The organism is Streptomyces similanensis (genome assembly GCF_039543625.1).
In the GTDB taxonomy this organism is placed as follows: Bacteria; Actinomycetota; Actinomycetes; order Streptomycetales; family Streptomycetaceae; genus Streptomyces; species Streptomyces similanensis.
This window is the reverse complement of the sequence record NZ_BAABKC010000012.1, coordinates 19330-42826: the sequence shown is the minus strand read 5'-3', so window position 1 is coordinate 42826 and position 23497 is coordinate 19330. Positions and strand designations below refer to the sequence as shown.

Sequence of the window (23497 nt, the reverse complement as noted above, 5' to 3'; positions counted from 1 at the left end):
ACACTATCGCCCGTACGGTGAGGCTGTCCGCAGAGATCAACGCGGCGTCGCCTGCCCGCGCAGGAAACTCACGATTCCCTCAGACAACCCCTGCGCGGCCTGCTGCCGCCAGTCACCGCTGGTGAGCCGTGCCGCGTCCCGGCCGTCGCGCATGTTGCCGCACTCGATGAAGACCTTGGGAACCGTTGACAGATTGAGACCACCCAGATCCTCGCGCGTGACGAGACCGGTGCCGCCGCCGAGGTAGTTGGAGGCCGGCTCGCCCGTCACGCGGGCGAAGTCCCCCACGATCGCCGTCCCGAGCTTCTTGGAGGCGGCCGCGATCGGGCGGGTGTCGGCGGCGCCGGAGTGCACGGCCGCCGGGAGGATGACGTGGAAGCCGCGGTTGCCGGGCGCCGAGCCGTCGGCGTGGATCGAGACGGCGGCGTCCGCGTGCGCCGCGTTGCCGATCCGGGCCCGCTCGTCCACGCACGGACCCCAGGCGGGCGAGCCGTCGTCGTGCGTCAACTTCACCGTGACGCCCTGCCGTTCGAGCAGGGTGCGCAGCCGGTGCGCCACGTCCAGGGTGAACCGGGCCTCGGCGTAACCGGCGTCGGTGGCGGTGCCGGTGGTGTCGCACTCCTTGCGGTGGGTGCCGATGTCCACCTGGCGGGCGATCTCGGCGGTGTGCCGGACGTTCCCCGGGTTGTGGCCCGGGTCGATGACGACGACCTTGCCCTTGAGCGATCCGGCGGCCGCGGCGCCCTTGCCGTCCCCGCCCGCCGGGGCGGACGCGGACGAGGCGGCCGGCGCGGTGGCCCCGGCCGTGTGCGCCGCCCCCGGGCCGGAGGCGGGGTCCGAGGCCGCCGTCGTCTCGTACGCCAGCCAGCCCAGCAGCGCGCCGCAGACCAGCGCGACGCCGGCGACGGCCGGCCGGCGGCGCGGGCGGCCGGGACGGCCGGGGTGTTCGGGCCGCCCGGGCCGCGGCGGAACGAGGTCGGGGTCCGTGTACGACACGACAGCGACTCTAACCGCGGCCCTCGCCCGGCACCCCGCCTCCCGCCCCGGCGGCCACGGCTCCCGACCGGGCCGCGACGCCTCCCGCCCCGGCGGCCACGCCCCCCGGCCCCGCAGCCTCCGCGCGCCGCAGGACGCGCAGCGAGCCCGTCGCCGAGACCTCGGTGAACTCACCGGACTCCAGCGCCCGCAGGTACACCCGGTACGGGGCCTGCCCGGTGAACTCGTCCTCCGGTTCGGGGAACACGTCGTGGATGACCAGCAGTCCGCCCGCCGCCACGTGCGGGGCCCAGCCGGCGTAGTCCGCCCCGGCGTGCTCGTCGGTGTGGCCGCCGTCCACGAAGACGAACCCGAGCGGGGTGTTCCACAGCGCGGCGATCTGCGGCGAGCGGCCGACGAGCGCCACCACGTGCTCCTCCAGACCCGCCCGGTGCAGCGTGCGCCGGAAGGCGGGCAGCGTGTCCATCAGGCCGATCTCCGGATCGACCGTCTCCGGGTCGTGGTAGTCCCAGCCGGGCTGCTGCTCCTCGCTGCCGCGATGGTGGTCGACGGTCAGGGCGGTGACCCCGGACCGCCGGGCGGCGTCGGCGAGCAGGACCGTGGAGCGCCCGCAGTACGTGCCGACCTCCAGCAGCGGCAGCCCGAGCCGTCCGGCCTCGACGGCCGCCGCGTACAGCGCCAGCCCCTCGTCCACGGGCATGAAGCCCTTCGCGGCCTCGAACGCGGCCAGGATCTCGGGCTGGGGCGCCGCGGTCATGCGGGGGGTCCTTCCGGTCGTACGTCCGTTCCGGCCGCCCATGCTGCCGCACCCCCCGCCGCGGGTGCGACGGGGGGTGCGGTGGGGTGCGTCCCGGCGGCCGCGCCGCCCGTCCGCACCGGGCTCAGGCGGTGACGGTCTCGCCCGGCAGCGCGAGGTCCAGGTCGACCGGGCGCTCGTCGCCGGCGTGGCTGGCGGACGAGGCGTGCGGGCCGTGACCGGCGGCGCGGGCGGCCAGCACGTACGGGCCGCTGGCGGGCACCGCGAGGACGTAGGAGCCGTCCTCGCCGGACAGGGTCGCCCCGGCCTGCCGGCCGCGGTGGTCGATCAGGGTGACCTTGGCGCGGGCGACCGGAGTGCCCTGGGCGTCCAGGACCCGGCCGCGGAAGCCCCGCAGCGCCTCCTCGGCGCGGGCCAGGTTGGCGTCCTCCTCGCTGCTGGCGCGCAGCTGCGGCACGGACGAGCGGTTCGCCTTCGGCAGGCACAGCGCCAGCACCAGACCGACGGCGACGGCGGCGGTGGCGATCAGGAAGGAGACGTGGAAGCCGTGCATGGTCGGGACGGCCACGCCGTTCACGTGGTCGGCGGTGTTGGCCAGCACCATGCCGATCACGGCGCTCGACACGGAGGTGCCGATGGACCGCATCAGGGTGTTGAGGCCGTTGGCCGCGCCGGTCTCGGAGGCCGGGACCGCGCCGACGATCAGCGCGGGCAGGGAGGAGTAGGCCAGGCCGATGCCGGCGCCGAGCATCAGGGAGGTGATCACCGTCTGCCAGGCCGCGTCCATCAGGCCGAGGCCGCCGCCGTAGCCGATCGCGATGATCAGCAGGCCGGTGATCAGGGTGACCTTGGGGCCGTAGCGGGCGGACAGCCGGGCGTAGACCGGCGCGGTGAACATCATCGTCAGGCCCAGCGGGGCCACGCACAGGCCCGCGACGACCATCGACTGGCCGAGGCCGTAGCCGGTGGCGGTGGGCAGCTGGAGCAGCTGCGGCAGGACCAGGGAGACTACGTAGAAGGCGACGCCGACCATGATCGAGGCGAGGTTGGTGAGCAGCACCTCGCGGCGGGCGGTGGTGCGCAGGTCGACCAGCGGGGCGGCGACGCGCAGCTCCAGCAGGCCCCACAGCAGCAGGACGGCGGCCGCGGCGGCGAACAGGCCGAGCGTGGTGGCCGAGGACCAGCCCCAGTCGCTGCCCTTGGTGATCGGCAGCAGGAAGAGCACGAGTCCGGCGGACAGGCCGAGCGCGCCGAGCAGGTCGAAGGAGCCCTCGGCGCGCATCGGCGACTCGGGCACGGTCAGGAGGGTCAGGACGATGGACAGCACGCCGAGGCCGGCGGCGCCGTAGAAGAGGGCGTGCCAGTTCGTGTGCTGGGCGACCAGGGCGGCGGCGGGCAGCGCGAGTCCGCCGCCGACGCCGATCGAGGAACTCATCAGCGCCATCGAGGAGCCGAGCTTCTCGCGCGGCAGCATGTCGCGCATCAGGCCGATGCCCAGGGGTATCGCGCCCATGGCGAAGCCCTGGAGGGTGCGGCCGACGATCATGGGCAGCAGTGCGCTGGTGAACGCGCTGACCAGGGCGCCGGCCACCATCACCGTGAGGCTCACGATGAGCATGCGGCGCTTGCCGTACAGGTCGCCGAGGCGGCCCATGATCGGCGTGGCCACGGCGCCGGAGAGGAGGGTGGAGGTCAGGACCCAGGTGGCGTTGCTGGACGAGGTGTCCAGCAGCTGCGGCAGGTCCTTGATGACCGGCACGAGCAGGGTCTGCATCACCGCGACAACGATGCCCGCGAACGCGAGCACCGGGACGGTGGCCCCGCTCGCGCTCCGTGCGGGCCGGTCGGTCGTCGTGAGCGTCATTGAGGGTGGCCTCCAGGCCGTCGTCGAAACATGGGTCGGAGAGAGCGGGGTCGCTGATCGTCCGGGGGCGTCGCTGATCATCGCGACCGGTGCCGGGTGAAACCTCGTACGCCTGGGCGACTATTCCGATGCTTCGGCGTACTAACGAATTCTTGACCGTTCCGAGAGGAAGTGACAGGGCGTCAGGGGGCGAGTGGAGGCGAGGGGAGGCGGTCGCCCGGCGGGCGGGCACCGCGCGGGCGCGGCGCGTGCGCCGGGGTGGACGCCCGCGTTCCGCGAGCGGACTCCGGCGTTCCGCGAACCGGACTCCCGGATTCCGTGGACCGGACTCCGGCGCTCCGCGATCATGCGGAACCTCGCACTCCACAACCAGTCGGGCGCTCGCGTGATTTATCAGTGCATGACATCTAGTGGTGGCCGGTACGGGTTCCTAGACTGCCGCTGCTCACCGGCCGCACCCGGCCGGCCGCGCACCACCACGCCGCGCCGCCGACCGGCGACGCCTCACGAGGGAGGTCCCGACCATGGTCAAGCACTACCTCAAGTACGCCCTGAGCACCCTGTCCGCCGCGATGTTCGCGCACATGGCCTGATCCGGCGGTCCCGTCGCGGGCGGCCGGCCACGACGGCCGCCCGCGACGGACCGACGGCGCCCGTACGGGCCGGCGGGCGAGGACCCCACCGCCGTCACGGGCAGACGAGCGAAGGCCCGTCCCGAAGATCCCGGACGGCGGCCTTCCGTCCCGGCACCAGGAGAGGGCCCCCCTTTGTTCGGCACCGCCCTGAGTCAGCTGCGCTACGGCATGTCCATCCTGCTCAACCGCCCCATCCGCCCCCAGGACCTCGAACGGATCGCCCGCGATCTGGTCGCCACGCTGGAGGAGTTCGGCGCGCCCGGCGCCGACTCGGCACTGCTGCCCGGACAGGCGGCCGGGATCGACCCCGAGGTGCGGCGCACCGTCACCCGCCGCAGCCTGCGCGCCACCGCGCGGGCCGCCGCCCGGCACACCGCCCACTACCGCCGCCTCTTCGGCGACCTCGGCCTCGACCCCGACACGCTCGACCCCGAGGACGGCACCTGGGCCCAGGTGCCCGTCACCCCGAAGACGGCCCTGCGCGGCCTGCCCGGCGCCTTCGTCTCCGCCGCCGCCCGGCCCGCCCTCATGGCCCTCACCACGGGCACCAGCGGCACCCCCACCGCGGTCTGGTACTCCCGCGCCGAACTCGACACCACCCTCGCCCTCAGCACCATCTCGGCCGTCCTCGGCATGGGCATGCGCCCCCACCACACCCTCGCCTACGCCGGCTGCTCCCGGGCCACCCTCCCGCTGCTCAACGCCGAGGAGTCGACCACCCGCGTGGGCGCCTCCTTCGTCCAGTTCGGCACCCTGGAACCCGCGCTCGCCATGGACCGGCTCGCCGCGCCGCTCGGCCTGCCCGGCAAGGCGCCGCAGATCACCCACCTCAGCACCGCCGCCTCCTACCTCGCCGCCCTGGTGCACCGCGCCGAACGCGACGGCTGGCGGCCCGGCGACTTCGGCCTGACGAGCATCGGCGTGGGCGGCGAAGTCCTCTCCCGCCCGCTGCGCGAACGCGCCGAGGCGGTCTTCGGGGCCCGGGTGACCACCTCGTACCTGATGACCGAGACCCTGCCCTCCGGCGGCACCCCGTGCGACCAGGGGCACCTGCACCACACCACCGAGTTCGGCCACCTGGAGGTGCTCGACCCGCGCACCTGGGAGCCGACCCCGCCCGGCGGCACCGGAGTCGTCGTGCACACCCCCTACGTCCCCTACCGCGAGTGCACGCTGCTGCTGCGCTACGCCACCGGCGACCTGGTCCGCCTGCCCGCCGCCGCGCCCGGCTGCGAGCTGGCCCACCTGCCCGCCACCAGCGAGATCCTGGGCCGCTGGAACGGCCCGCTCAGCGCCGCCGTCACCACCCGCGACCTGCTCGACCTCGTCGAGGCCGAGCCCGAGGTGCCGCTGCCGGCCCGCTACGCGCTCACCGAACGGCCCGACGGCGGCGCGCTGCTGCACCTGCTCGTCGCCGCGCTGCCCGCCCGCGCGCTGCGCGCCCGCCTTGAGGACCGGATCGCCGCGGCCGGCCTGCCGCTGACCGGACTCGTCCTGCACGACGACCGCGCCGCCCTGCCGCCCACCGCCCCCCTCCGCGCCGACCTGCGCGAACACAGCTTCGAGACGGCGCCCGCACCACCGGCCGCACCGCCGGACCCCGCCCCCGACACCCGCAGACCCGTCGTGGCCGCGACCGCGCGCCCGGCGACCGACCAGGAGGGGAGCGGGTCGTGAACGGCGTCGCGCTGGAGGAGGGGAGCCGGTCGTGAACGGCATCGCGCTGGTGGCGCTGAGCTGCTGCGTGGCGCTGATCATGGCGCTGGCCGCCGGCTATCTCGCCCGGGTCGACATGCCCCGTCCGCCCGTCGGCGTCTACACCCCGGCCGACGTCGCCGTGCTCTGCACGGGCGTCGTCCTGGCCCCGCTGCTGTACGCCCGCCTGCCCGGCGCCTGGGTGGCCGCGCTGTTCGGCCTGGTGCTCTGCACGGCCGTCCAGTTCACCCTGGCGCCCCTGTGCGGCGGCCGCTGGGCCTGGTGCCTCGCGCTCGCGGCGACCGGGGCGACGGCGGGCGCGTCCTTCGGCGACGCGGCGCTCGCGGTGCGCGCCGGGACCGGCGTGCTGCTGGCCGTGGCGGTGGTGGGCGTGGCCAACCTCTGGACCCAGAGCGGCATGCGCTCGGCCCAGGTCGCCGCCCTGGCCGCCGTACTGACCTGCTACGACCTGGCCGCCACCACCCTCACCCACGTCACCGCCGACTTCTTCGACCAGGTGCGCGGCCGGCCGTTCGCCCCGCTGCTCGCCCTCACCGGCGGCGCCCACCCGGTTGGCGTCGGCCTGGGCGACCTGCTGCTGCTCGTCCTGTTCCCGCTGGTCGCGGCGAAGGCGTACGGCCGGACGGCGGCGCTGCTCGCGGCGGCCGTCGGCGTCGCCGTCACCAGCGCGGTCAGCGTCCTGTTCGCGCTGGACGCGCTGACGGCGGGCTTCCCGCTGCTCACCGCGCTGGGACCGCTCATCGTGGCGCAGCACCTGGTGTGGTCACGGCGTACCGGCGGCGAGCGGAGCACCGCCGAGTGGCGGGCCGGCGCCCCCCGGCCGGCGCCGCGCGGACGCGACCAGGACCCGTACCCGGCGCTGGTCGCCGCGCTCGCCCTCACCGCGCCCGGCGACCTGCCCGAGGGCGCCTGGATCGCCTGCGCCGACGGCGGCCGGATCGCCGGCACGGGCGCCTCGGCCGGACTGGCCCGCCGGGACGCCCGCGAACGCGGCGAACCGGCGGCGGTGCTCGCGGTACGTCAGGTGTGAGCCCGGCCTGATCCGCACGAGGGGCCCCGGTCCGGCGCGGCCCGGCGCGTCACAGCCAGCCCCGCTGCCGGGCCTCGCGCAGCGCCTCGGTGCGGTTGCGGGTGCCGGTCTTGCCGATCGCGGCGGACAGGTAGTTGCGGACCGTGGACTCCGACAGGTGCAGCCGGGCGGCGACGTCGGCGACCGTCGCGCCGTCGGCCGAGGCGCTCAGCACATCGCACTCCCGGGCGGTGAGCGGGCTCGGGCCGGCGCTCAGGGCCGCCGCCGCGAGCGCCGGATCGACCACCGTCTCACCGGCCAGCACCCGGCGGATCGCCGAGGCCAGCTCCTCCACCGGGCCGTCCTTGACCAGGAACCCGGCCGCGCCCGCCTCCATCGCCCGGCGCAGATAGCCGGGCCGGCCGAAGGTGGTCAGGATGAGCACCCGGCACCCGGGCGCCCGCCCGCGCAGCGCGGCGGCGGCGTCCAGCCCCGTCATCCCCGGCAGCTCGATGTCCAGCAGCGCCACGTCGGGCCGGTGCGCCAGCACCGCGTCCACGATCGCGTCGCCCCGCGACACCTGCGCGACGACCTCCAGGTCCTCCTCCATGCCCAGCAGCAGCGCGAGCGCGCCCCGCATCATGCCCTGGTCCTCGGCGAGGAGGACGCGCGTACGGCGCGCGGCCCCGTCCTCCTGTGGCATCTCGTTCACGGGCCAAGGGTAGGGCGGGCCAAGGGCCTTGACGGGGCGCGGGTCGGGACGGGCGGGCGGGTCGGGACGGGCGGGACGGGCGGGCCGGGCGGGCGGTGCGGGGGCCGCGCCGCCCGCCCGCGGCGGCGGGTCACCGCTCGCCGGCCGCCGGGGCAGCCGTCACCGGCGCGGCCAGTGCCGCCGCCGTCAGCTCCTCCGGGTCCCTGGGGAGCTCGGCGGTGACCGTGAAGCCGCCGCGGAGGGCGGGAGCGGCGGTCAGCGAGCCGCCCGCCGTGGCGAGGCGCTCGGTCAGGCCCTTCAGACCGGTGCCGCCGACGCCCGGCGCCGGCGGCCGGGCCGCCGCGCCGCGACCGTCGTCGGACACGGTCAGCCGGACCCGCTCGGCCGCACCCGCCACGGTGATCTCGCAGCGTGCCGCGCCGCTGTGCCGCACCGCGTTGGTCACCGCCTCGCGCACCACCCAGCCGAGCAGCGCCTCGGTCTGCGGGGTCAGCGGCGGCCCCGAGCGGCGCACCACCGGCTCGATGCCGGCGGCGGTCAGCGCCGAGCGGGCCCGGTCCAGCTCCGTGCTCAGGCTGCCCTCGCGGTAGCCGGTGACCGCCTCGCGGATCTCGGTGAGCGCCTGCCGGCCCACCGACTCGATGTCGGTGATCTGCCCGAGCGCCGCGTCCATGTCCCGCGCCGCCAGCCGCCGCGCCGCCTCCGACTTGACCACGATCACCGACAGCGTGTGCCCGAGCAGGTCGTGCAGGTCGCGGGAGAAGCGCATGCGCTCCTCCTCCACCGCCCGCCGGGCCAGCTCCTCACGGGCGGCGCGCAGTTCCCGCACCGCCTCGCTCAGGCCCAGGATCGCGGCGGTCACCATGGTGGACAGGAAGGTGGCGTAGGCGATGTTGATGCCGTTCCAGCCCTCGCGGTATGCCGACACCGCACCGGCGAGCGCGGTGAGCCCCAGTCCGGCCTGCCCCAGCCAGGTGCGGCCGCGCACGATCGCGCCGGTCGCCAGCCCGAGCAGCGGGAAGAACAGCAGCCAGTTGCCGCCGTAGCCGAGAGCGAGGGCGGTGGTGAGGACGCCCATCAGCACCACCGCCGCCCGGGTGGAGCGGGCCTCGCGCAGCTCCTTGTCGAAGGCGCGGAAGACGACGTACACGTACAGCGAGTTGAAGACGAGCAGGCCCGCGCCGCCGATCCAGGGGTTCGGCGTCTCGCCCTTGAGGACGTTGGACAGGGAGCCCATCCCCATCAGCAGCCAGGGCAGCAGGGTGAAACCGGTGGGCGGCGGTCCGGGGTGCTCCGGCGCCCGCCCGTCCTTGCGGGCCGCCTTCTGCTCGGCCTTGAAACGGCGCATGTCCTCTTTCCACGCCGCCCGGGCGAGCCGGACCCGCCGTATCCGGCACCGCACTCCTCGCCAGCCTGCCATGTCCGTGTCCGTGCCCTTCATGGTCCCCCGATCGAATGCCCGCGCTCAGATGCTCCCGGCGTTGCGGCGGTACGCCAGGACAGCGTACGAACCGAACGCCAGCAGCCACACCGTCAGCACCGCCACCGCCCCCGCCGTCGGCGCGTGCCCCCCGGCGACCGCCACCCCGAGCTGGGACACGCGGTTGGTGGGCGTGTACGCCGACACCGCGCGCAGCCAGTGCGGGAAGAGCGCGACCGGGAACCACAGGCCGCCCAGCACCGCGAGACCCAGGTTGCACACCATGTTCACCACGCCCGTGGTCTGCGCGGTCAGCCCGTAGCCGTTGCCCAGGCCGAGCAGGGTGAAGGGGATCGAGGCGAGCCACAGCAGCAGCGCCGTCGCCGCCCACTGCCACGCCGCCAGCCGTACGCCGTTGACCAGACCGCCCGCCAGCAGCACCGCGCAGATCGCCGGCAGCACGGTCACCGCACCGGTCAGCGCCCGGCCGATCACCACCTGGCGCGAGGTCATCGGGGTCGCCCGCAGCTGCCGCAGCCAGCCCAGCGACCGGTCCTCGGCGACCCCGCCGCCGGTGTTGAGCGCGGAGCCGACCGCCCCGTAGGCGGCCATGCCGACCATGGACGCGGTCCGCCAGGAACCGTCGTCGTCGCCGATGTTCGTGAACAGCAGGTACATCAGCACCGGCATCGCGATGCCGCCGATCACGAACCCGGTGTCCCGCAGGGTGCGGCGCACTTCCAGCCGCAGGTAGTCCCACATCAGACCGTCTCTCCTTCACGTGCCGCCGGGTCGGTGGTCTGTGCCGTCGGGCCGGTGGCGTGTGCCGTCGGGCCGGTGGCGTGTGCCGTCGGGCCGGTGGCGTGTGCCGTCGGGCCGGTGGTCAGGGCCAGGAAGGCGTCGTCCAGGGAGGCCGGAGCCACCTCCAGGCCGCGTATCGCGCCGAGTCCGGCCAGCGCGATGACGGTGGCGTCCGAGTCGTCGGTGCGCAGCCGCGCCCGGTCGCCGCGCACCTCCACCGAGCGCACGCCCGGCAGCAGTTCCAGCCCCGCGGTGCCGCGCCCGGCCAGGTCGAAGGCGACCAGGGCGCCGCCCGCCGAGTGCCGCAGCCGCTCGCCCGTGCCGTCCGCGACGATCCGGCCCCGGTCCAGGACGACGATCCGGTCGGCGTGGACGTCGGCCTCCTCCAGGTAGTGCGTGGAGAACAGCACCGTGCGGCCACCGCGCGCGTACGCCCGCATCGACTCCCAGAACGCGCGGCGCGCCTCCACGTCCAGCGCCGCCGTCGGCTCGTCCAGCACCAGCAGCGACGGATTGCCGGCGAGCGCCACCGCGAACCGCACCCGTTGCGTCTGGCCGCCGGAGAGCCGGTCCACCCGCCGCCCGGCCAGCTCGCCGATCCCGGCCAGCTCCAGCACCTCGGCGAGCGGCAACGGGTCCGGGTAGCGGCCGGCCACGAAGGCGACCAGCTCGCGCACCGTCACCCGGGTCACCGCCCGCGCCTCCTGGAGCATCGCCCCGACCAGACCGGCGCGCACCGCCCGCTCGGACGGCCCGCCGAACAGCTCCACCGTGCCCGCGTCGGGCTCGGCCAGCCCGAGCAGCAGCGAGATCGCGGTGGACTTGCCGGCGCCGTTGCGCCCCAGCAGCGCGACCGTCTCGCCCCGCCCTATCTCCAGATCCATCCCGGCCACGGCGCGTACGGCGCCGTAGCTCTTGACCGCCCCCGTGAAGGACACCGCCCGCGCGGCCCGTCCACCGCCGGCCACCCCGTCCGCCGCCATGCCTGCGACGCTGTCTGCTGTCATGTCTACGACGCTACGGAGACGCGCCGGACGCGGACAGATGCTGTTGTACGGACTCGGCCGGGACAAATGTCCCGGCCGGCCGGGACATCTCAGGAGAGGCATGCCGATCGACGAAGCCGCAGCCCGCGCGGCCGCACCCCGCACCCGCGAGATCTCCTGGGCGCCCGAGGACGTACAGCTCTACCACCTCGCCCTCGGCGCGGGCGTCCCCGACACCGACCCCCGCGAACTGCGCTACACCCTGGAGAACGTCCTGCACGTGCTGCCGAGCTTCGCCACCGTCGCGGGCGGCGGCGAACCGGGCGTGATCCGCGTCCTGTCGACGCCCGGCGTCGACGTCGACCTCGCCCGCGTGCTGCACGGCGGCCAGACATTGACCGTGCACCGTCCGCTCCCGGTACGCGGCACGGCGACGGCGACCGACCGCGTCACCGCCGTGTACGACAAGGGCGGGGCGGCCCTGCTCGTCCTGCGCACCGAGGCCGCCGACGCCGACGGCCCGCTGTGGAGCGAGGAGGCGCGGGTCTTCGTCCGCGGCTCGGGCGGCTGGGGCGGCGACCGCGGCCCCTCCGCACGCCCCGCGCCGCCCGCCGGCCCGCCGGACCGCACGGTCGAGCGGCCGGTCCGGGCGGACCAGGCGCTGCTGTACCGCCTCACCGGCGACCGCAACCCGCTGCACGCCGACCCCGCCTTCGCCCGGACAGCCGGCTTCGACCGCCCCGTCCTGCACGGCCTGTGCACCTACGGCATCGCGCTCAAGGCGGTCGTGGACACGCTGCTCGACGGCGACGTCACCCGCGTACGGTCCTACGGCGCGCGCTTCGCCTCGGTGGTGTACCCGGGCGAGACGCTGCGGGTGCGGATGTGGCGGAGCGAGGATGGGGGTGCAGGTGGGGGTGCGGTGCGGGTGGCGGTGAGCGCCGTGGAACGCGACGACGCGCCGGTGCTGGCCGACGCGGTGGTGGAGCACTCCTGAACGGTCGCGCCCCGGTAGCGCTCCCTCAGCACCAGAACACCGAACGGCCCCGCCCTCCGAGTGGAGGGCGGGGCCGTTCGGCGTGCGCAGTGCCGTCAGGCGGCCATTTCGGTCCGCTCCTGGGCCGGCTTGCGGTGACGGCCGCTGGGGGCCGTCTCGCCTTCCTGGGAGGAGACCGGTCCGCGGTGCTTGCCGTGGCCCGGGTCCTGCTGGGCGCCGGCGGTCAGCGGCTCGGTCGTACTGGCGTCGCTCATCGAAGAACTCACCCCGTCAACATGATCTTTCGTACAGCCGGGCGAGTCTAACCGGCACACCTCGGGTCGAATCCAGACGGCCACGCCAACCGGCACGACTTCGTTACCTCACTGCCATGTGCCCCGTCGTGTGACCCGTCATCCGCCCGGTGAGAGCGGCTTGTCGCAAGGTGACGGGCCGTTCCGCGGGCCCCTCGGCGCCCTCCGCCTCCGGGGAGTGAGGTGTGTCCCCGGTACCGGGGGAGTGGGTGGAGGCGGGGCCGGGATCGGGCTGGGCACCGGTGGGATCGGGGGTGGCCGGGTCCACGGGTGCGGGGGCGGCGGAAGGTGTGCGGGGCAGGAGCGGAGTGAGCGGCGCGAGGAGTGCGAGCGGCGCGTGCACCGTGGCCGTCGCGCCGGGGGTGGGAGGTGCGGGGGGCGTGGAGAGTGGGTCGGCCGGGGTATCGGGTGCGCCGGGTGTGCACGGCGCGAAGCGCACGTCGGCCACCCCGGTGGTGCGAGGTGCGCCCGTGGCGCCCGCCGCAGGGAGTGCGCCCGGTTCGAGCGACGGGAGCGGCGCACTGGACGCATCAGGTGCAGCGGGTGCAGCGGGTGCGCCGACGCTGTCGGGCGCGCTGACGCTGTCGGACGCGCGGGCAGCGCTCAGCGCACCGGCGCTGTCGGTCGCGGTCGTGCCGCCGGACGCGTCGGAGTTCCCGACCGCACTGGAACCGCCGTACGCGCCGGGGCCGCCGTACGCGCCAGGACCGCCGTACGCGCCAGGACCGCTGGGTGCGCCAGGGTCGCTGGGTGCGGTGGGTCTACTCGGTGCGCCGGGGCCGCCGGGGCCGCCGGGGCCGCCGGGGCCGCCGAGGCCGCCGGGTGTGCCGGGTGCGCCGGGGCCGCCGGGTGTGCCGGGATGGTGGGGTGCGTCGGAACTGTCGGGCGCAGCCGGGTCGTTGGGCGCGCCGAGTCCGTTGACGGCACCGGAGCCACCAAGCACGCCGAACCCGTTGGGTGCGCCGGCGCGGTCGAGTGCGCCGTAGCCATGGGGCGCGCCCGGGGTGCTCGGCGCAGCGGACCCCATGGGGGTGCCGCCCGAGGGGTCCCGCACGGTGCCCTGGGGCGCGGTGAGCGAGTCCCGGGGGCCCGGGACCGTGCCGTTCGGCGCGGTCGGCGTCGCGCGCCGCAGTGCGCCGAGGCGTGTGCCGCCCGGTCTGCCGAGCGCCGTCCCGCGCCCCCCACCCGGCACCGCGCCGAGCGCCGCGTCGCGTCCCGTACCGAGCGCCGCCCCGCGCCCCGCGCCCTGCGCCGTCTCCCCGACAGCGGGCCCCGCCACCGGGGACGATCCCGCCACCGGGGACGATCCCGCCACCAGGGAGGCTCCCGCCACCAGGGACGGCCCCGGCACCGGGAACGCGCCCGGCACCGGAGGCGGTCCCGTCACGGGAGGCGGTCCCTGCGTCGCCGAGGCCGAGGAGGGCCCCGTCGCCGCGGACGGTCCCGGCGGCAGTGCCAGGTGCGCGCCGGGCGCGCCCTGCGGGCGCGCCGGTCCGGGCCACCGGGCCACCCCGCACGGCACCGCCCGCGTCGCGTACGGCAGCCGCAGCACGCCCTCCGCGGTCCACAGTCCGGCGCCGGTCAGCCACCCCTCGGGCGCGGGCAGGTGCCGTACCCGCCGGTCGGCGGGGCGCCACACGCCCACCCAGCTGCCGTACGCGCCGTCGCAGCGCAGCGCCACCGCGCACTGCTCGGGGGTCAGCACCTGCCCTGGCTGGATCGCGAACGGCGTCACCGTGCAGTCCGGCAGCCGCAGGCACTGCGGGAACCGCACCGGCAGCGTGCTGCCGAGCACCCCCCAGCCCAGCCGGTACTGCCCGGGCGCGGCCGCGTCCGAGCGGATCAGCAGCAGCCCGCTGTCCAGGTCGGCCAGCAGCAGCCGGTCGTCGCTGTGCGGAGCGATCTGCAACAGCGGCGAGACCGCGCCCCCGCGGCCCAGGTCCACCACGACCGTCTTGGTGCGCCCCGTGGTGCGCCGGTCCAGCGCCAGCAGCCGCCCGGCGCGGTCCAGCCAGACCCCGCCCGAGCAGTGCCCCTCCACCTCCGCCAGCAGCTCGGGCCCGAACGGACCGCCCGCCACCAGCCACACCGCCGACGAACGCGAGCCCACCGCCAGCGCGTACGCCCGCTCGCCGCCGGGCGCCGGGGGCAGCAGCCGCAGCCGGGTGCCGTCCGGGCACTCGACCGCGCCCAGCGGCAGTTCACCGGTGCCCGGACCGGTCGGGTAGAGCAGCGAGAACGTGTTCCGGCCGGCCACCAGCCGCCGGATCAGGACCCGGCCGTCGCTCATCGGCTGCACCTCGGTGCCGGGCTCCTCGCCCTGGTCGCCGGGCAGCGGCACCGCGTACGGCTCCGGGCCGTCCAGGGTCCAGCGCTCCGGGTACCAGGAGCCGCCGCCGCGCGCGAGCCGGGCGGCGTAGGCGCCGTCCGCCGTGATGGCGCAGCCGGGCGCCGGCGGACCGCCGTCCTTGTCGGCCGCCGCGGCCGCCGGCGGTGCGGCGCCCTTCTGTTCACGTGTGACCGAGACCCCCGGAGAGGCACAGACTGTCATCGCGTGGTCACCTCCTGTGAGGACGCTAGTTTTCGTCCGCACAAGCGGCGCTCCGGCGGGCGGAGGCTTCACACATAAGGGTGGCCCAGGAACGATTCTGCTGAGAAAAGCGGAACGTTTGTGCTGGCCGCGGGCGACCGCGACCGCGGCGGCCCCCGCCGCCCCCCGCCCAGGCGCCTGGCACCGTGCCGCTCCGTCCCCGCCGAAGCGCCCCGCACCGTTCCGGCCGTCCGCACCGGAGCCGCCCCGCACCGTTCCGGCCGTCCGCACCGCACCCGCCCCGCACCGTTCCGGCCGCCTCCCCGGCACCGGTTCTGCCGGGGCGAACACCCAGGTAGCCTTGCACCCGTGCCCCGTCTGTCAGAAGTCATCGCCGCGCTGGAGAACCTGTGGCCCGCCGAGCGGGCCGAGTCCTGGGACGCGGTCGGCACCGTCGTGGGCGACCCCGACCAGGAGATCGCCCGCGTCCTGTTCGCCGTCGACCCGGTGCGGGAGATCGTCGACGAGGCGGTGAAGCTGGGCGCCGACCTGCTCGTCACCCACCACCCGCTCTACCTGCGCGGCACGACGACGGTGGCCGCGTCCACCTTCAAGGGCCGCGCGGTGCACACGCTGATCAAGCACGACATCGCCCTGCACGTCGCCCACACCAACGCGGACACCGCCGACCCGGGCGTCAGCGACGCGCTGGCCGGCGCGCTGGACCTCAGGGTCGTACGCCCCCTGGTGCCCGACCCCACCGACCCGGAAGGCCGCCGCGGCCTCGGCCGGGTGTGCGAGCTGGACCACCCGCTGACCGTCCGCGAACTGGCCGCCCGCGCCGCCGAGCGGCTGCCCGCCACCGCGCAGGGCATCCGGGTGGCCGGCGACCCCGGGGCGACGGTCCGCACGGTCGCCGTCAGCGGCGGCTCCGGCGACAGCCTCTTCGACGCCGTACGGGCCGCGGGCGTCGACGCCTTCCTCACCGCGGACCTGCGCCACCACCCGGCCTCCGAGGCCCGCGCCCACAGTCCCCTCGCGCTGCTCGACGCGGCGCACTGGGCCACCGAGTGGCCCTGGTGCGAGCTGGCCGCGAGCCAGCTCGACGAGATCTCCGACCGGCACGGATGGGACCTGAGGGTCCACGTGTCCAAGACGGTCACCGACCCCTGGACCGCCCACGCGGCGTCCACCGCCACCACCGACAACTAATGGGAGCCCCCAACTGAACGCCGCGCCCGCCGACCAGATCCGACTTCTCGACGTCCAGGCCCTCGACGTCCGCCTCCAGCAGCTCGCGCACAAGCGCAGGTCGCTGCCCGAGCACGCCGAGATCGAGTCGCTGACCAAGGACCTCACGCAGCTGCGCGACCTGCTCGTGGCCGCGCAGACCGAGGAGAGCGACTGCGCCCGCGAGCAGACCAAGGCCGAGCAGGACGTGGACCAGGTGCGCAGCCGCGCCGCCCGCGACCAGCAGCGCCTGGACTCCGGCGCGGTCACCTCCCCGAAGGACCTCGCGGGCCTCCAGCACGAGATCACCTCGCTCGCCAAGCGCCAGGGCGACCTGGAGGACGTCGTCCTGGAGGTCATGGAGCGCCGCGAGTCCGCGCAGGAGCGGGTCGCCGAGCTGACCGAGCGAGTGTCCTCCGTGCAGTCCAGGACCGACGACGCCGCCGCCCGCCGGGACGCCGCCTTCCAGGAGATCGACGGCGAGGCCGCCTCGGTCACCAAGGAGCGCGAGGTCGTCGCGGCCGCCGTCCCCGCCGACCTGCTCAAGCTGTACGACAAGCTGCGCCAGCAGCAGGGCGGCATCGGCGCGGCCAAGCTGTACCAGCGCACCTGCCAGGGCTGCCGCCAGGAACTCGCCATCACCGAGCTGAACGAGGTCCGCTCGGCCGCGCCCGACACGGTGGTGCGCTGCGAGAACTGCCGCCGCATCCTGGTGCGCACCGCCGAGTCCGGCCTGTAAGGGGGCGGAAGGGCGTGACGGCGTCGTCCGACGACCGCGAGCCGGCCACGGGGGCCACGGAGGCCACGGCGGCCACGGACCCGGCGGCCGCCGCAGGACGCGTGGTGCCGGAATCCGGGCCGCGGGAGTTCGTCGTGGAGGCCGACGGCGGGTCACGGGGCAACCCCGGGCCCGCCGGCTACGGCGCGGTCGTGCTCGACCCGGCGTCGGGCGAGGCGCTCGCGGAGGCGGCGGAGTACCTGGGCACGGTCACCAACAACGTCGCCGAGTACCGCGGCCTGCTGGCCGGCCTGCGCGCCGCGCACGCGCTGGACCCCGGGGCGCGGGTGCACGTGCGGATGGACTCCAAGCTCGTGGTCGAGCAGATGTCGGGCCGCTGGAAGATCAAGCACCCCGACCTGAAGCCCCTCGCCACGACGGCGGCCCGCGTCTTCCCGCCCGATCAGGTCACCTACGAGTGGATCCCGCGCGAGCGCAACAAGCACGCCGACCGCCTGGCGAACGAGGCGATGGACGCGGGCGCGCGCGGCGAGCGGTGGTCGCCCGCGGCTTCGACGGCGGCACTGGACGCGGGCGTACGGGACGCGGGCGTGCGGGACACGGGCGTACGGGACACGGCGGCGCGGGACGCCGCCGCCCCCGATGCGGCGGCCGAGGCCGCCGAGGCCGCCGAGGACACGGACGTCACCGCGCACCCGACCGCCGCCGAGGGTGCCGAGACGACCGGGACCGAGACCGCCGGGACCGAGACCGCCGGGACCGAGACGACCGGGACCGAGACGACCGGGACCGAGACCGCCGGAGCGAAGGCGGACGCCGACGCGCGGGCCGCGCGCGCCGTGGCCACGCCCGGGTGGGCCCCCGCCGACCTCGGCGCGCCGGCCACGCTCGTCCTGCTGCGGCACGGCGAGACGCCGCTGACCCCGCAGAAGCGGTTCTCCGGAAGCGGCGGCAGCGATCCCTCGCTCTCGGCCATCGGGCGCGAGCAGGCCGAGCGGGTCGCCGCGGCGCTCGCCCGGCGCGGCACCGTCCAGGCCGTCGTCGCCTCCCCACTGGCCCGCACCCGCGAGACCGCCGGGATCGTCGCCGCCCGCCTCGGGCTGGACGTCACGGTCGAGGACGGGCTGCGCGAGACCGACTTCGGCGCCTGGGAGGGGCTCACCTTCGCCGAGGTGAGCGAGCGGTACCCGGACGACCTGAACACCTGGCTCGCCTCGCCCGAGGCCCGCCCGACCGGCGGCGGCGAGAGCTTCGCGACGACCGCGACCCGGATCGCCGCCACCCGCGACAAGCTGGTCGCGGCGTACGCCGGCCGTACGGTCCTGCTGGTCACGCACGTCACACCGATCAAGATGCTGGTCCGCCTGGCGCTCGGCGCCCCGCTGGAGTCGCTGTTCCGCATGGAGCTGTCGGCGGCCTCGCTGTCGGCGGTGGCGTACTACGCGGACGGCAACGCGAGCGTACGGCTCTTCAACGACACCTCCCACCTGCGCTGAGGTTTCGGCGCAGGGCCGCCGCCTCCCGGGCCAGCCGTTCGATCCGGGGCCAGTCGCGGGCGGCGAGCGCGTCCGCCGGGACCATCCAACTCCCGCCGACGCAACCGACGTTGGGCAGGGCGAGGTACGCGGGCGCGGTGTCCGGTCCGATGCCCCCGGTGGGGCAGAACCGGGCCTGCGGCAGCGGCGCGGCGAGCGACGTGAGGTAGGCGGTGCCGCCGGCCGCCTGCGCCGGGAAGAACTTCATCTCCCGCACCCCGCGCTCCAGCAGCGCCACGACCTCCGACACGGTCGAGACCCCGGGCAGGAACGGCATCCCGGACTCCGTCATGGCGGTCAGCAGGGCGTCCGTCCAGCCGGGGCTGACCAGGAACCGCGCCCCGTCGGACACCGAACGCGTCACCTGCGCCGGGGTGAGGACCGTCCCCGCGCCCACCACCGCCTCCGGCACCTCGGCGGCGATCGCCCGGATGACCTCCGGCGCGGCGGGCGTGCGCAGGGTCACCTCGATCGCGGGCAGCCCGCCGGCCACCAGCGCGCGCGCCAGCGGCACGGCGAGGGCGACGTCGTCGAGGACGACCACGGGCACGACGGGAGCGAGGTCCAGCACGGAGGCGGGCGGCACGGCGGAAGGCGGGGGAGTGGACGGCATGGCCACATCCTCCCGACGTCACACAGCATGCGCAAAGCACGTTGCGCATGCTGCAACGAGTCTATGGGGGGCGGGGCTCAGTGCACGTCCGTCACCAGCACGTCCAGCCCCCACGCCTTCCCCGCCCGCGCCGGCGGCTCCGCCTCCACCACGTACCCGAGGTCGCGCAGCGCCTCCACGAGCTCGGCGGGCCCCTCCGGGGTCACCCCCTCGGTGAGCAGACTGCGCACCAGCCGCCCCTTCGTCGCCTTGTTGAAGTGGCTGACCACCTTCCGGGTGGGCGCGTGCAGCACCCGTACGGTCGCCGTCCGCTCCGCCACCTCGCCCTTCGGCTTCCACGCCGCCGCGTACGCCGCCGAGCGCAGGTCCAGCACCAGCCCGTCCCCGGCGGCCTCGGGCAGCACGGCGGCCATCGGCGTACGCCAGTACGGGCCCAGCGCACCGAGTCCCGGCAGCTTCACCCCCATCGAGCACCGGTAGGAGGGAATCCGGTCGCCCACCCGCACCGCGCCCCACAGCCCGGAGAAGACCAGCAGCGAACCCGCCGCGCGCCGCCCGGCGGCCGGATCGAGGGAGCCGAGGCCGAGGGCGTCGTAGAGCACGCCGGTGTACACCTCCCCGGCGGGCCGCGTCCCGGCGGTGCGCAGCCCCGCGTTCTTGGCGACCTCGCCGCGCAGCCCCTCGCTCAGTCCGAGCACCTCGCGGGCCTTGCCCTCGTCGCCCTGGCACAGCTCGACCAGTTCGCCGAGCACGGCCTCGCGGGCGGCGGTCAGCCCCGGCAGCGACAGCGACTCCAGCGTCAGCGGGGCGTCACCGCCGGCGGCGGCCTTGCCTTCGGACGGGGGCAGCAGCACAAGCACGGGGTCTCTCCTTCGTCGGCGTTCCGCGCCAGCGTACTGACCACCCGCCCCACCCGACCGCCCTCCTCCAACCCGTGGACAGACCCGTGGACAAACCCGTGGACAGACCCGTGGACACCCCGTCCGCACCGCCCGTCGGGGCCGGGAGCGGTGTGCCACGATCGAGGGAACGGTTCCCGATCTCATGGACAGGTGATCTTGGGATGTCCGAGTCTGGCGAGCGACCGAAGGAGGGGCGTGACATGACCGCCATGGCCCATGAGCCGCTCCCGCAGGAAGAGGTCCTGCTGGAGGGCTTCCTCGCACTGCGCACTCCGGAAGGCTTCCGCGCGGAGCTGATCGAGGGGGAGATCGTCGTGACACCGCCGCCGGACGGGGACCACGAGAAGTACATCAGCCGGGTGGTCAGGCAGGTGATCAAGCGCTCCCGGACCGACATGGACTTCTCGGGCAACAAGGGACTGAGGCTGGCGAGCGGTGGTGCGTGCCCGAAGAACCACGTGATCCCGGACGTCACGTTCGGTCCCCTGGGACTCGATCTCTTCGCTGCGGCGGAGTCGTGGATGCCCTGCGCCGGTGTGGCCATGGTGCTGGAGGTGACCTCCACCAAGCCGGAGGCCGACCGGGAGACCAAACGCCGCTGCTACGCCCGCGAAGGCATCCCGCTCTACCTCCTGGTGGACCGCGAGACGGCCATGGTGACCCTGTTCAACGAGCCGGAGAGGGACGATTACCTCCGGTCGCTGAAGCGCTCCTTCGGCGACCCGCTGCCGCTGCCCGAACCCTTCGCCTTCGACCTGGACACAGCGGACTTCATCTGAGAACTCGGAGTCTGAGCGCCCGGCCCGTGTCGTGTGCCGGGGCCGGGGTGCTCAGGCGGGGCGGACCGGCGTGCCGAACCAGCGCTCCAGGGCCTGCGGCAGCGGGTCGACGCCGGGCATGGCCGGTTCCGTGTCCGCAGCCCAGCACACGAAGCCGTCCGGGCGGACCAGCAGCGCGGCGAGGTCCGGGCGGCCGGGGCAGCGGGCGGTGAGGACGTCGAGACGGTCGCCGTACCCGTCCGCGAGGCCCCGCACCTCCGGGTTCCCGGCGAGGTCGAGCAGCAGACCCCGGCCGCCGTGCAGCCGGTCGCCCAGCCGGGTGCCGTCGCCGAGCTCCAGGTCGGGCGCGCTCGCGCCGACCAGCGGATGGTCGCCGGGCAGGTCGTAGCGCTGCCAGACGCCGGAGATCTGCTTCACGAGATACGTGGTGCCGGTCGTCGTCAGCGCCAGGTCGGTCACGATCCGGCGCAGGGCGCGCGCGTGCCGGTCCGGCCGCATGACGGCGATCTGCGCCCGCGTCCAGTCCAGCACCCACGCGCCGATCGGATGCCGCTCCGCCGTGTACGTGTCGAGCAGCCCCTCGGCCGCCGACCCGCGCACCACGGCTGCCAGCTTCCAGCCGAGGTTCATCGCGTCGCCGATGCCGAGGTTCAGCCCCTGCCCGCCGAACGGCGAGTGCACATGGGCGGCGTCCCCGGCGAGCAGCACCCGGCCCTTGCGGTACGTGGTCGCCTGGCGGGCGTTGTCGGTGAAACGGGTCACCGAGCGCACCTTCGTCACCGTCACGTCGGGCACGCCGGAGACCCGGCGCAGACTGGCCTGGAGCTCCTCGGCGGTGACGGGCGCGGACCGGTCGGCCGGCGGCCCGTCGAACTCGACCGTGAGCACCCGGCCGGGGAACGGCCCGTGGACGTACGTGCCGACCTCGGTCGTGTTCCAGCCGGCGCCGAGCTTCTCCGTGCCGGTCAGCTCGGCGATCGCCTGGTAGCCGGTGATCTCCGGCGGGGTGCCGGGGAAGTCGAACCCGGCGAGCTTGCGGACCGTGCTGCGTCCGCCGTCGCAGCCGACGAGCCAGGAGGCGCGGACGCGCTCGGGAGACACGGGGCGGCCGTCTCCGCCGCCGACCGGCGCGAGCCACACGGCGACCCCCTCGCGCGGCCCGCTCCCGTCCTCCGCCGGTTCGCTCCCGTGCTCCTCGAAGCCGGTCAGCTCGACGCCCCGGCGGATCTCCACGCCCAGCTGCTCGGCGCGTGCGGCCAGGATCCGTTCCAGCTCCGCCTGGGGCACGCCGAGGCCGATCTCCCCGGCCGGGCCGAGGTCCGCGTAGGCGGGATCGGAGTCGTCGAACAGCTCCGCGTCCATCATGATCCCGGCGAAGTGCCCGGCGAACTTGGGCGGCGTACGGAAGCCCGGCGCCCCCGGCGCCCCCGGCGCCCCCGGAGCCCCCGGAGCCCCCGGCGCACCAGTGGCACCAGCGGCCCCCGAGTTGCCCGGGGCGCCGCCCGCCCGCATGAACTCCCGTATCCGGCGCAGCGACTGCTCCCACACCGCCGCCAGCTCGGGCAGCAGCCCGCGCCGGTAGAGGGCCACGGCGGTCGGGGTGTTGATCGCGCCCGCCTTGATCGTCTCGTCCACCTCGGTGAGCCGCTCCACGACCAGCGTGCGGGCTCCGCCGAGCCGCAGCTCGCAGGCGAGGAACAGCCCGACCGGGCCAACCCCGGCCACCACGACGTCGTAGTCGGTGCGGCCGGTCCGAGCCGCCGCGTCGTTCCCGTGCTCCATGTGATCCGTCGTCATGCCATTGACTGTAGTCACTAAAACTTTTGTTTTGCTATAGTTTTTCCATGACGAACAGACCCCCGGCGGAGCCGTCCCTGCGCGAGCGGAAGAAGCGCGAGACCCGGCAGCGGATCTCGGACGTGGCGAGCGGGCTGTTCCAGCGGCGCGGCTTCGACCAGGTGACCGTCGCGGAGGTCGCGCGGGCCGCCGACGTTTCGACGATGACGGTCTTCAACTACTTCCCGCGCAAGGAGGACCTGTTCCTCGACCGGATCCCCGAGGCGGTGGAGACGTTCACCGCGGCGGTACGCGGGCGCGCTCCGGGCGAACGTCCGCTCGCCGCGCTGCTGCGCCTCGGGCTGGACCTGCTGGAGCGCCGCCACCCGTTGTCGGGGGTCGGCGAGAACTTCGGCCACTTCTGCCAGGTCGTCCTGGACTCGCCCGCGCTGCGCGCCCGCGGCCGCGAGGGCCTGGAGGAACTGGAGGCCGCGCTGGCCGGGGCGCTCGCCGCGACCGCCCCGGAGGAGCCCGACCCGCGCCTGACCGCTGCCCTGGCCGTCGCCGCGTACCGCACGGTGTGCGCCGCCTCCGTACGCCGGCTGATGGCCGGGGAGCCGGTCGACGATGTCGCCGAGGGGCACCGGCTCCGGCTGACCGCGGCGTTCGAGGCGCTGGACCGGGCCTTCCCGCCGCCGGCCCCCTGACCTGCCGGACCGCCGCGACCGGACCGGCGGCGTGCGCCCGGTATCATGGTCCACACGGCAGACGAGCCGGGCGGGCGGCCGCGTGGAGTTCCCTTACGGGGCTTCCCGAGGAACGTCCGGGCTCCACAGGGCAGGGTGGTGGCTAACGGCCACCCGGGGTGACCCGCGGGACAGTGCCACAGAAAACAGACCGCCCAGCGCTCAGGCGCTGGGTAAGGGTGAAACGGCGGTGTAAGAGACCACCAGTGCCCAGGGTGACCTGGGCAGCTAGGTAAACCCCACCCGGAGCAAGGTCAAAAGGAAACACCCCGGTGTTTCTGCGCGGACGTTCGAGGGCTGCCCGCCCGAGTCCGCGGGTAGACCGCACGAGGCCGGCGGCAACGCCGGCCCTAGATGGATGGCCGTCACCGGACGACCCGCGAGGGTCCCCGGCACAGAACCCGGCGTACAGCCCGACTCGTCTGCCCCTCAAGGCTCTCGCGTACCGGCAGGTCTCGTGT

At 75.3% G+C, this 23497-nt stretch carries 19 protein-coding genes, 1 other RNA gene and 1 pseudogene; 9 read left to right on the top strand and 12 right to left on the bottom strand.

Going from position 1 to position 23497, the window contains the following annotated elements; all coding sequences use genetic code 11:
* Positions 1-36: 36 nt before the first annotated feature.
* From ABEB07_RS05010 to ABEB07_RS05000, 3 genes are all read right to left on the bottom strand, one after another.
* Positions 37-996, bottom strand: a complete 960-nt coding sequence (locus ABEB07_RS05010) for an N-acetylmuramoyl-L-alanine amidase (protein ID WP_345667189.1) — start codon at positions 994-996, stop codon at positions 37-39.
* A 10-nt stretch (positions 997-1006) separates the two neighbouring features.
* Complete coding sequence (locus ABEB07_RS05005) at positions 1007-1753, bottom strand: class I SAM-dependent methyltransferase (protein WP_345667188.1); 747 nt, start codon at positions 1751-1753, stop codon at positions 1007-1009.
* A gap of 124 nt (positions 1754-1877) precedes the next feature.
* Positions 1878-3617, bottom strand: a complete 1740-nt coding sequence (locus ABEB07_RS05000) for an MFS transporter (RefSeq protein WP_345667187.1) — start codon at positions 3615-3617, stop codon at positions 1878-1880.
* 767 nt (positions 3618-4384) lie between these two features.
* Here ABEB07_RS05000 and ABEB07_RS04995 point away from each other — a divergent pair.
* Positions 4385-5929, top strand: coding sequence for a phenylacetate--CoA ligase family protein (locus ABEB07_RS04995; protein WP_345667186.1), 1545 nt, complete (start codon positions 4385-4387; stop codon positions 5927-5929).
* A gap of 31 nt (positions 5930-5960) precedes the next feature.
* Positions 5961-6998: a hypothetical protein gene (locus tag ABEB07_RS04990; RefSeq protein WP_345667185.1), complete on the top strand. Its 1038-nt coding sequence runs from the start codon at positions 5961-5963 to the stop codon at positions 6996-6998.
* 49 nt (positions 6999-7047) lie between these two features.
* Here ABEB07_RS04990 and ABEB07_RS04985 read toward each other — a convergent pair whose 3' ends face one another.
* The 4 genes from ABEB07_RS04985 to ABEB07_RS04970 form a co-directional block, all read right to left on the bottom strand.
* A complete protein-coding gene (locus ABEB07_RS04985; RefSeq protein ID WP_164585547.1) occupies positions 7048-7680 on the bottom strand; it encodes a response regulator transcription factor in 633 nt (210 codons plus the stop codon).
* A 139-nt stretch (positions 7681-7819) separates the two neighbouring features.
* A complete protein-coding gene (locus ABEB07_RS04980; protein ID WP_345667184.1) occupies positions 7820-9109 on the bottom strand; it encodes a sensor histidine kinase in 1290 nt (429 codons plus the stop codon).
* Positions 9110-9154: 45 nt separating this feature from the next.
* Positions 9155-9871 carry an ABC transporter permease gene (locus tag ABEB07_RS04975; RefSeq protein ID WP_164589015.1) on the bottom strand — a complete coding sequence of 239 codons (717 nt, stop codon included), beginning with the start codon at positions 9869-9871 and terminating at the stop codon, positions 9155-9157.
* Complete coding sequence (locus ABEB07_RS04970) at positions 9871-10893, bottom strand: ABC transporter ATP-binding protein (RefSeq protein ID WP_345667203.1); 1023 nt, start codon at positions 10891-10893, stop codon at positions 9871-9873. The genes ABEB07_RS04975 and ABEB07_RS04970 overlap by 1 nt, the downstream gene beginning before the upstream one ends.
* 124 nt (positions 10894-11017) lie before the next feature.
* On the opposite strand from ABEB07_RS04970, the gene ABEB07_RS04965 reads away from it, so the two are divergent.
* Positions 11018-11893 (top strand): MaoC family dehydratase, encoded by an 876-nt coding sequence (locus ABEB07_RS04965; protein WP_345667183.1) that lies wholly within the window; start codon positions 11018-11020, stop codon positions 11891-11893.
* Between the two features lie 95 nt (positions 11894-11988).
* On the opposite strand, the gene ABEB07_RS04960 is transcribed toward ABEB07_RS04965, so the two are convergent.
* The gene (locus ABEB07_RS04960) at positions 11989-12147 is read right to left on the bottom strand and encodes a hypothetical protein (RefSeq protein WP_176148756.1); all 159 of its coding nucleotides are present in this window, start codon (positions 12145-12147) and stop codon (positions 11989-11991) included.
* 103 nt (positions 12148-12250) lie between these two features.
* Positions 12251-14737: a hypothetical protein gene (locus ABEB07_RS04955; protein WP_345667182.1), complete on the bottom strand. Its 2487-nt coding sequence runs from the start codon at positions 14735-14737 to the stop codon at positions 12251-12253.
* 348 nt (positions 14738-15085) lie between these two features.
* Here ABEB07_RS04955 and ABEB07_RS04950 point away from each other — a divergent pair.
* The 3 genes and pseudogenes from ABEB07_RS04950 to ABEB07_RS04940 all read left to right on the top strand — a co-directional run bounded on the left by ABEB07_RS04950 (position 15086) and on the right by ABEB07_RS04940 (position 18181).
* Positions 15086-15945: pseudogene (locus ABEB07_RS04950) on the top strand (Nif3-like dinuclear metal center hexameric protein).
* Positions 15942-16685, top strand: coding sequence for a zinc ribbon domain-containing protein (locus ABEB07_RS04945; protein ID WP_345667202.1), 744 nt, complete (start codon positions 15942-15944; stop codon positions 16683-16685). Before ABEB07_RS04950 ends, ABEB07_RS04945 begins: the two are co-directional and overlap by 4 nt.
* 104 nt (positions 16686-16789) lie before the next feature.
* Positions 16790-18181 (top strand): bifunctional RNase H/acid phosphatase, encoded by a 1392-nt coding sequence (locus ABEB07_RS04940; protein WP_345667201.1) that lies wholly within the window; start codon positions 16790-16792, stop codon positions 18179-18181.
* On the opposite strand, the gene eda is transcribed toward ABEB07_RS04940, so the two are convergent.
* Together eda and yaaA are read right to left on the bottom strand one after the other, a co-directional pair.
* Positions 18156-18833, bottom strand: a complete 678-nt coding sequence (gene eda, locus ABEB07_RS04935; RefSeq protein ID WP_176148754.1) for a bifunctional 4-hydroxy-2-oxoglutarate aldolase/2-dehydro-3-deoxy-phosphogluconate aldolase — start codon at positions 18831-18833, stop codon at positions 18156-18158. The two genes, ABEB07_RS04940 and eda, sit on opposite strands and share 26 nt — an antisense overlap.
* Positions 18834-18910: 77 nt before the next feature.
* Entirely contained in the window at positions 18911-19693 is a 783-nt protein-coding gene (gene yaaA / locus ABEB07_RS04930) for a peroxide stress protein YaaA (RefSeq protein ID WP_345667180.1), read from the bottom strand.
* A 242-nt stretch (positions 19694-19935) separates the two neighbouring features.
* Here yaaA and ABEB07_RS04925 point away from each other — a divergent pair, with 242 nt between their 5' ends.
* A complete protein-coding gene (locus ABEB07_RS04925; RefSeq protein WP_345667179.1) occupies positions 19936-20514 on the top strand; it encodes a Uma2 family endonuclease in 579 nt (192 codons plus the stop codon).
* Between the two features lie 51 nt (positions 20515-20565).
* Here ABEB07_RS04925 and ABEB07_RS04920 read toward each other — a convergent pair whose 3' ends face one another.
* On the bottom strand, positions 20566-22296 hold the full coding sequence (locus ABEB07_RS04920) for an FAD-dependent monooxygenase (protein WP_345667200.1): 1731 nt from the start codon (positions 22294-22296) through the stop codon (positions 20566-20568).
* Positions 22297-22358: 62 nt separating this feature from the next.
* Between ABEB07_RS04920 and ABEB07_RS04915 the strand changes: the two genes are divergently transcribed.
* The gene (locus ABEB07_RS04915) at positions 22359-22997 is read left to right on the top strand and encodes a TetR/AcrR family transcriptional regulator (RefSeq protein ID WP_345667178.1); all 639 of its coding nucleotides are present in this window, start codon (positions 22359-22361) and stop codon (positions 22995-22997) included.
* A gap of 62 nt (positions 22998-23059) precedes the next feature.
* An RNA gene (gene rnpB / locus ABEB07_RS04910) (RNase P RNA component class A) lies at positions 23060-23461 on the top strand.
* Positions 23462-23497 lie beyond the last annotated feature (36 nt).

Bases quoted from the DNA above. Each gene is read 5' to 3' on its own strand.
- ABEB07_RS05005 (WP_345667188.1), bottom strand. From the start codon at position 1,753: ATGACCGCGGCGCCCCAGCCCGAGATCCTGGCCGCGTTCGAGGCCGCG.
- ABEB07_RS05000 (WP_345667187.1), bottom strand. From the start codon at position 3,617: ATGACGCTCACGACGACCGACCGGCCCGCACGGAGCGCGAGCGGGGCC.
- ABEB07_RS04985 (WP_164585547.1), bottom strand. From the start codon at position 7,680: ATGCCACAGGAGGACGGGGCCGCGCGCCGTACGCGCGTCCTCCTCGCC.
- ABEB07_RS04980 (WP_345667184.1), bottom strand. From the start codon at position 9,109: ATGGCAGGCTGGCGAGGAGTGCGGTGCCGGATACGGCGGGTCCGGCTC.
- ABEB07_RS04975 (WP_164589015.1), bottom strand. From the start codon at position 9,871: ATGTGGGACTACCTGCGGCTGGAAGTGCGCCGCACCCTGCGGGACACC.
- ABEB07_RS04970 (WP_345667203.1), bottom strand. From the start codon at position 10,893: ATGGCGGCGGACGGGGTGGCCGGCGGTGGACGGGCCGCGCGGGCGGTG.
- ABEB07_RS04965 (WP_345667183.1), top strand. From the start codon at position 11,018: ATGCCGATCGACGAAGCCGCAGCCCGCGCGGCCGCACCCCGCACCCGC.
- ABEB07_RS04960 (WP_176148756.1), bottom strand. From the start codon at position 12,147: ATGAGCGACGCCAGTACGACCGAGCCGCTGACCGCCGGCGCCCAGCAG.
- ABEB07_RS04955 (WP_345667182.1), bottom strand. From the start codon at position 14,737: ATGACAGTCTGTGCCTCTCCGGGGGTCTCGGTCACACGTGAACAGAAG.
- eda (WP_176148754.1), bottom strand. From the start codon at position 18,833: ATGCCGTCCACTCCCCCGCCTTCCGCCGTGCCGCCCGCCTCCGTGCTG.
- ABEB07_RS04925 (WP_345667179.1), top strand. From the start codon at position 19,936: ATGACCGCCATGGCCCATGAGCCGCTCCCGCAGGAAGAGGTCCTGCTG.
- ABEB07_RS04920 (WP_345667200.1), bottom strand. From the start codon at position 22,296: ATGGAGCACGGGAACGACGCGGCGGCTCGGACCGGCCGCACCGACTAC.
- ABEB07_RS04915 (WP_345667178.1), top strand. From the start codon at position 22,359: ATGACGAACAGACCCCCGGCGGAGCCGTCCCTGCGCGAGCGGAAGAAG.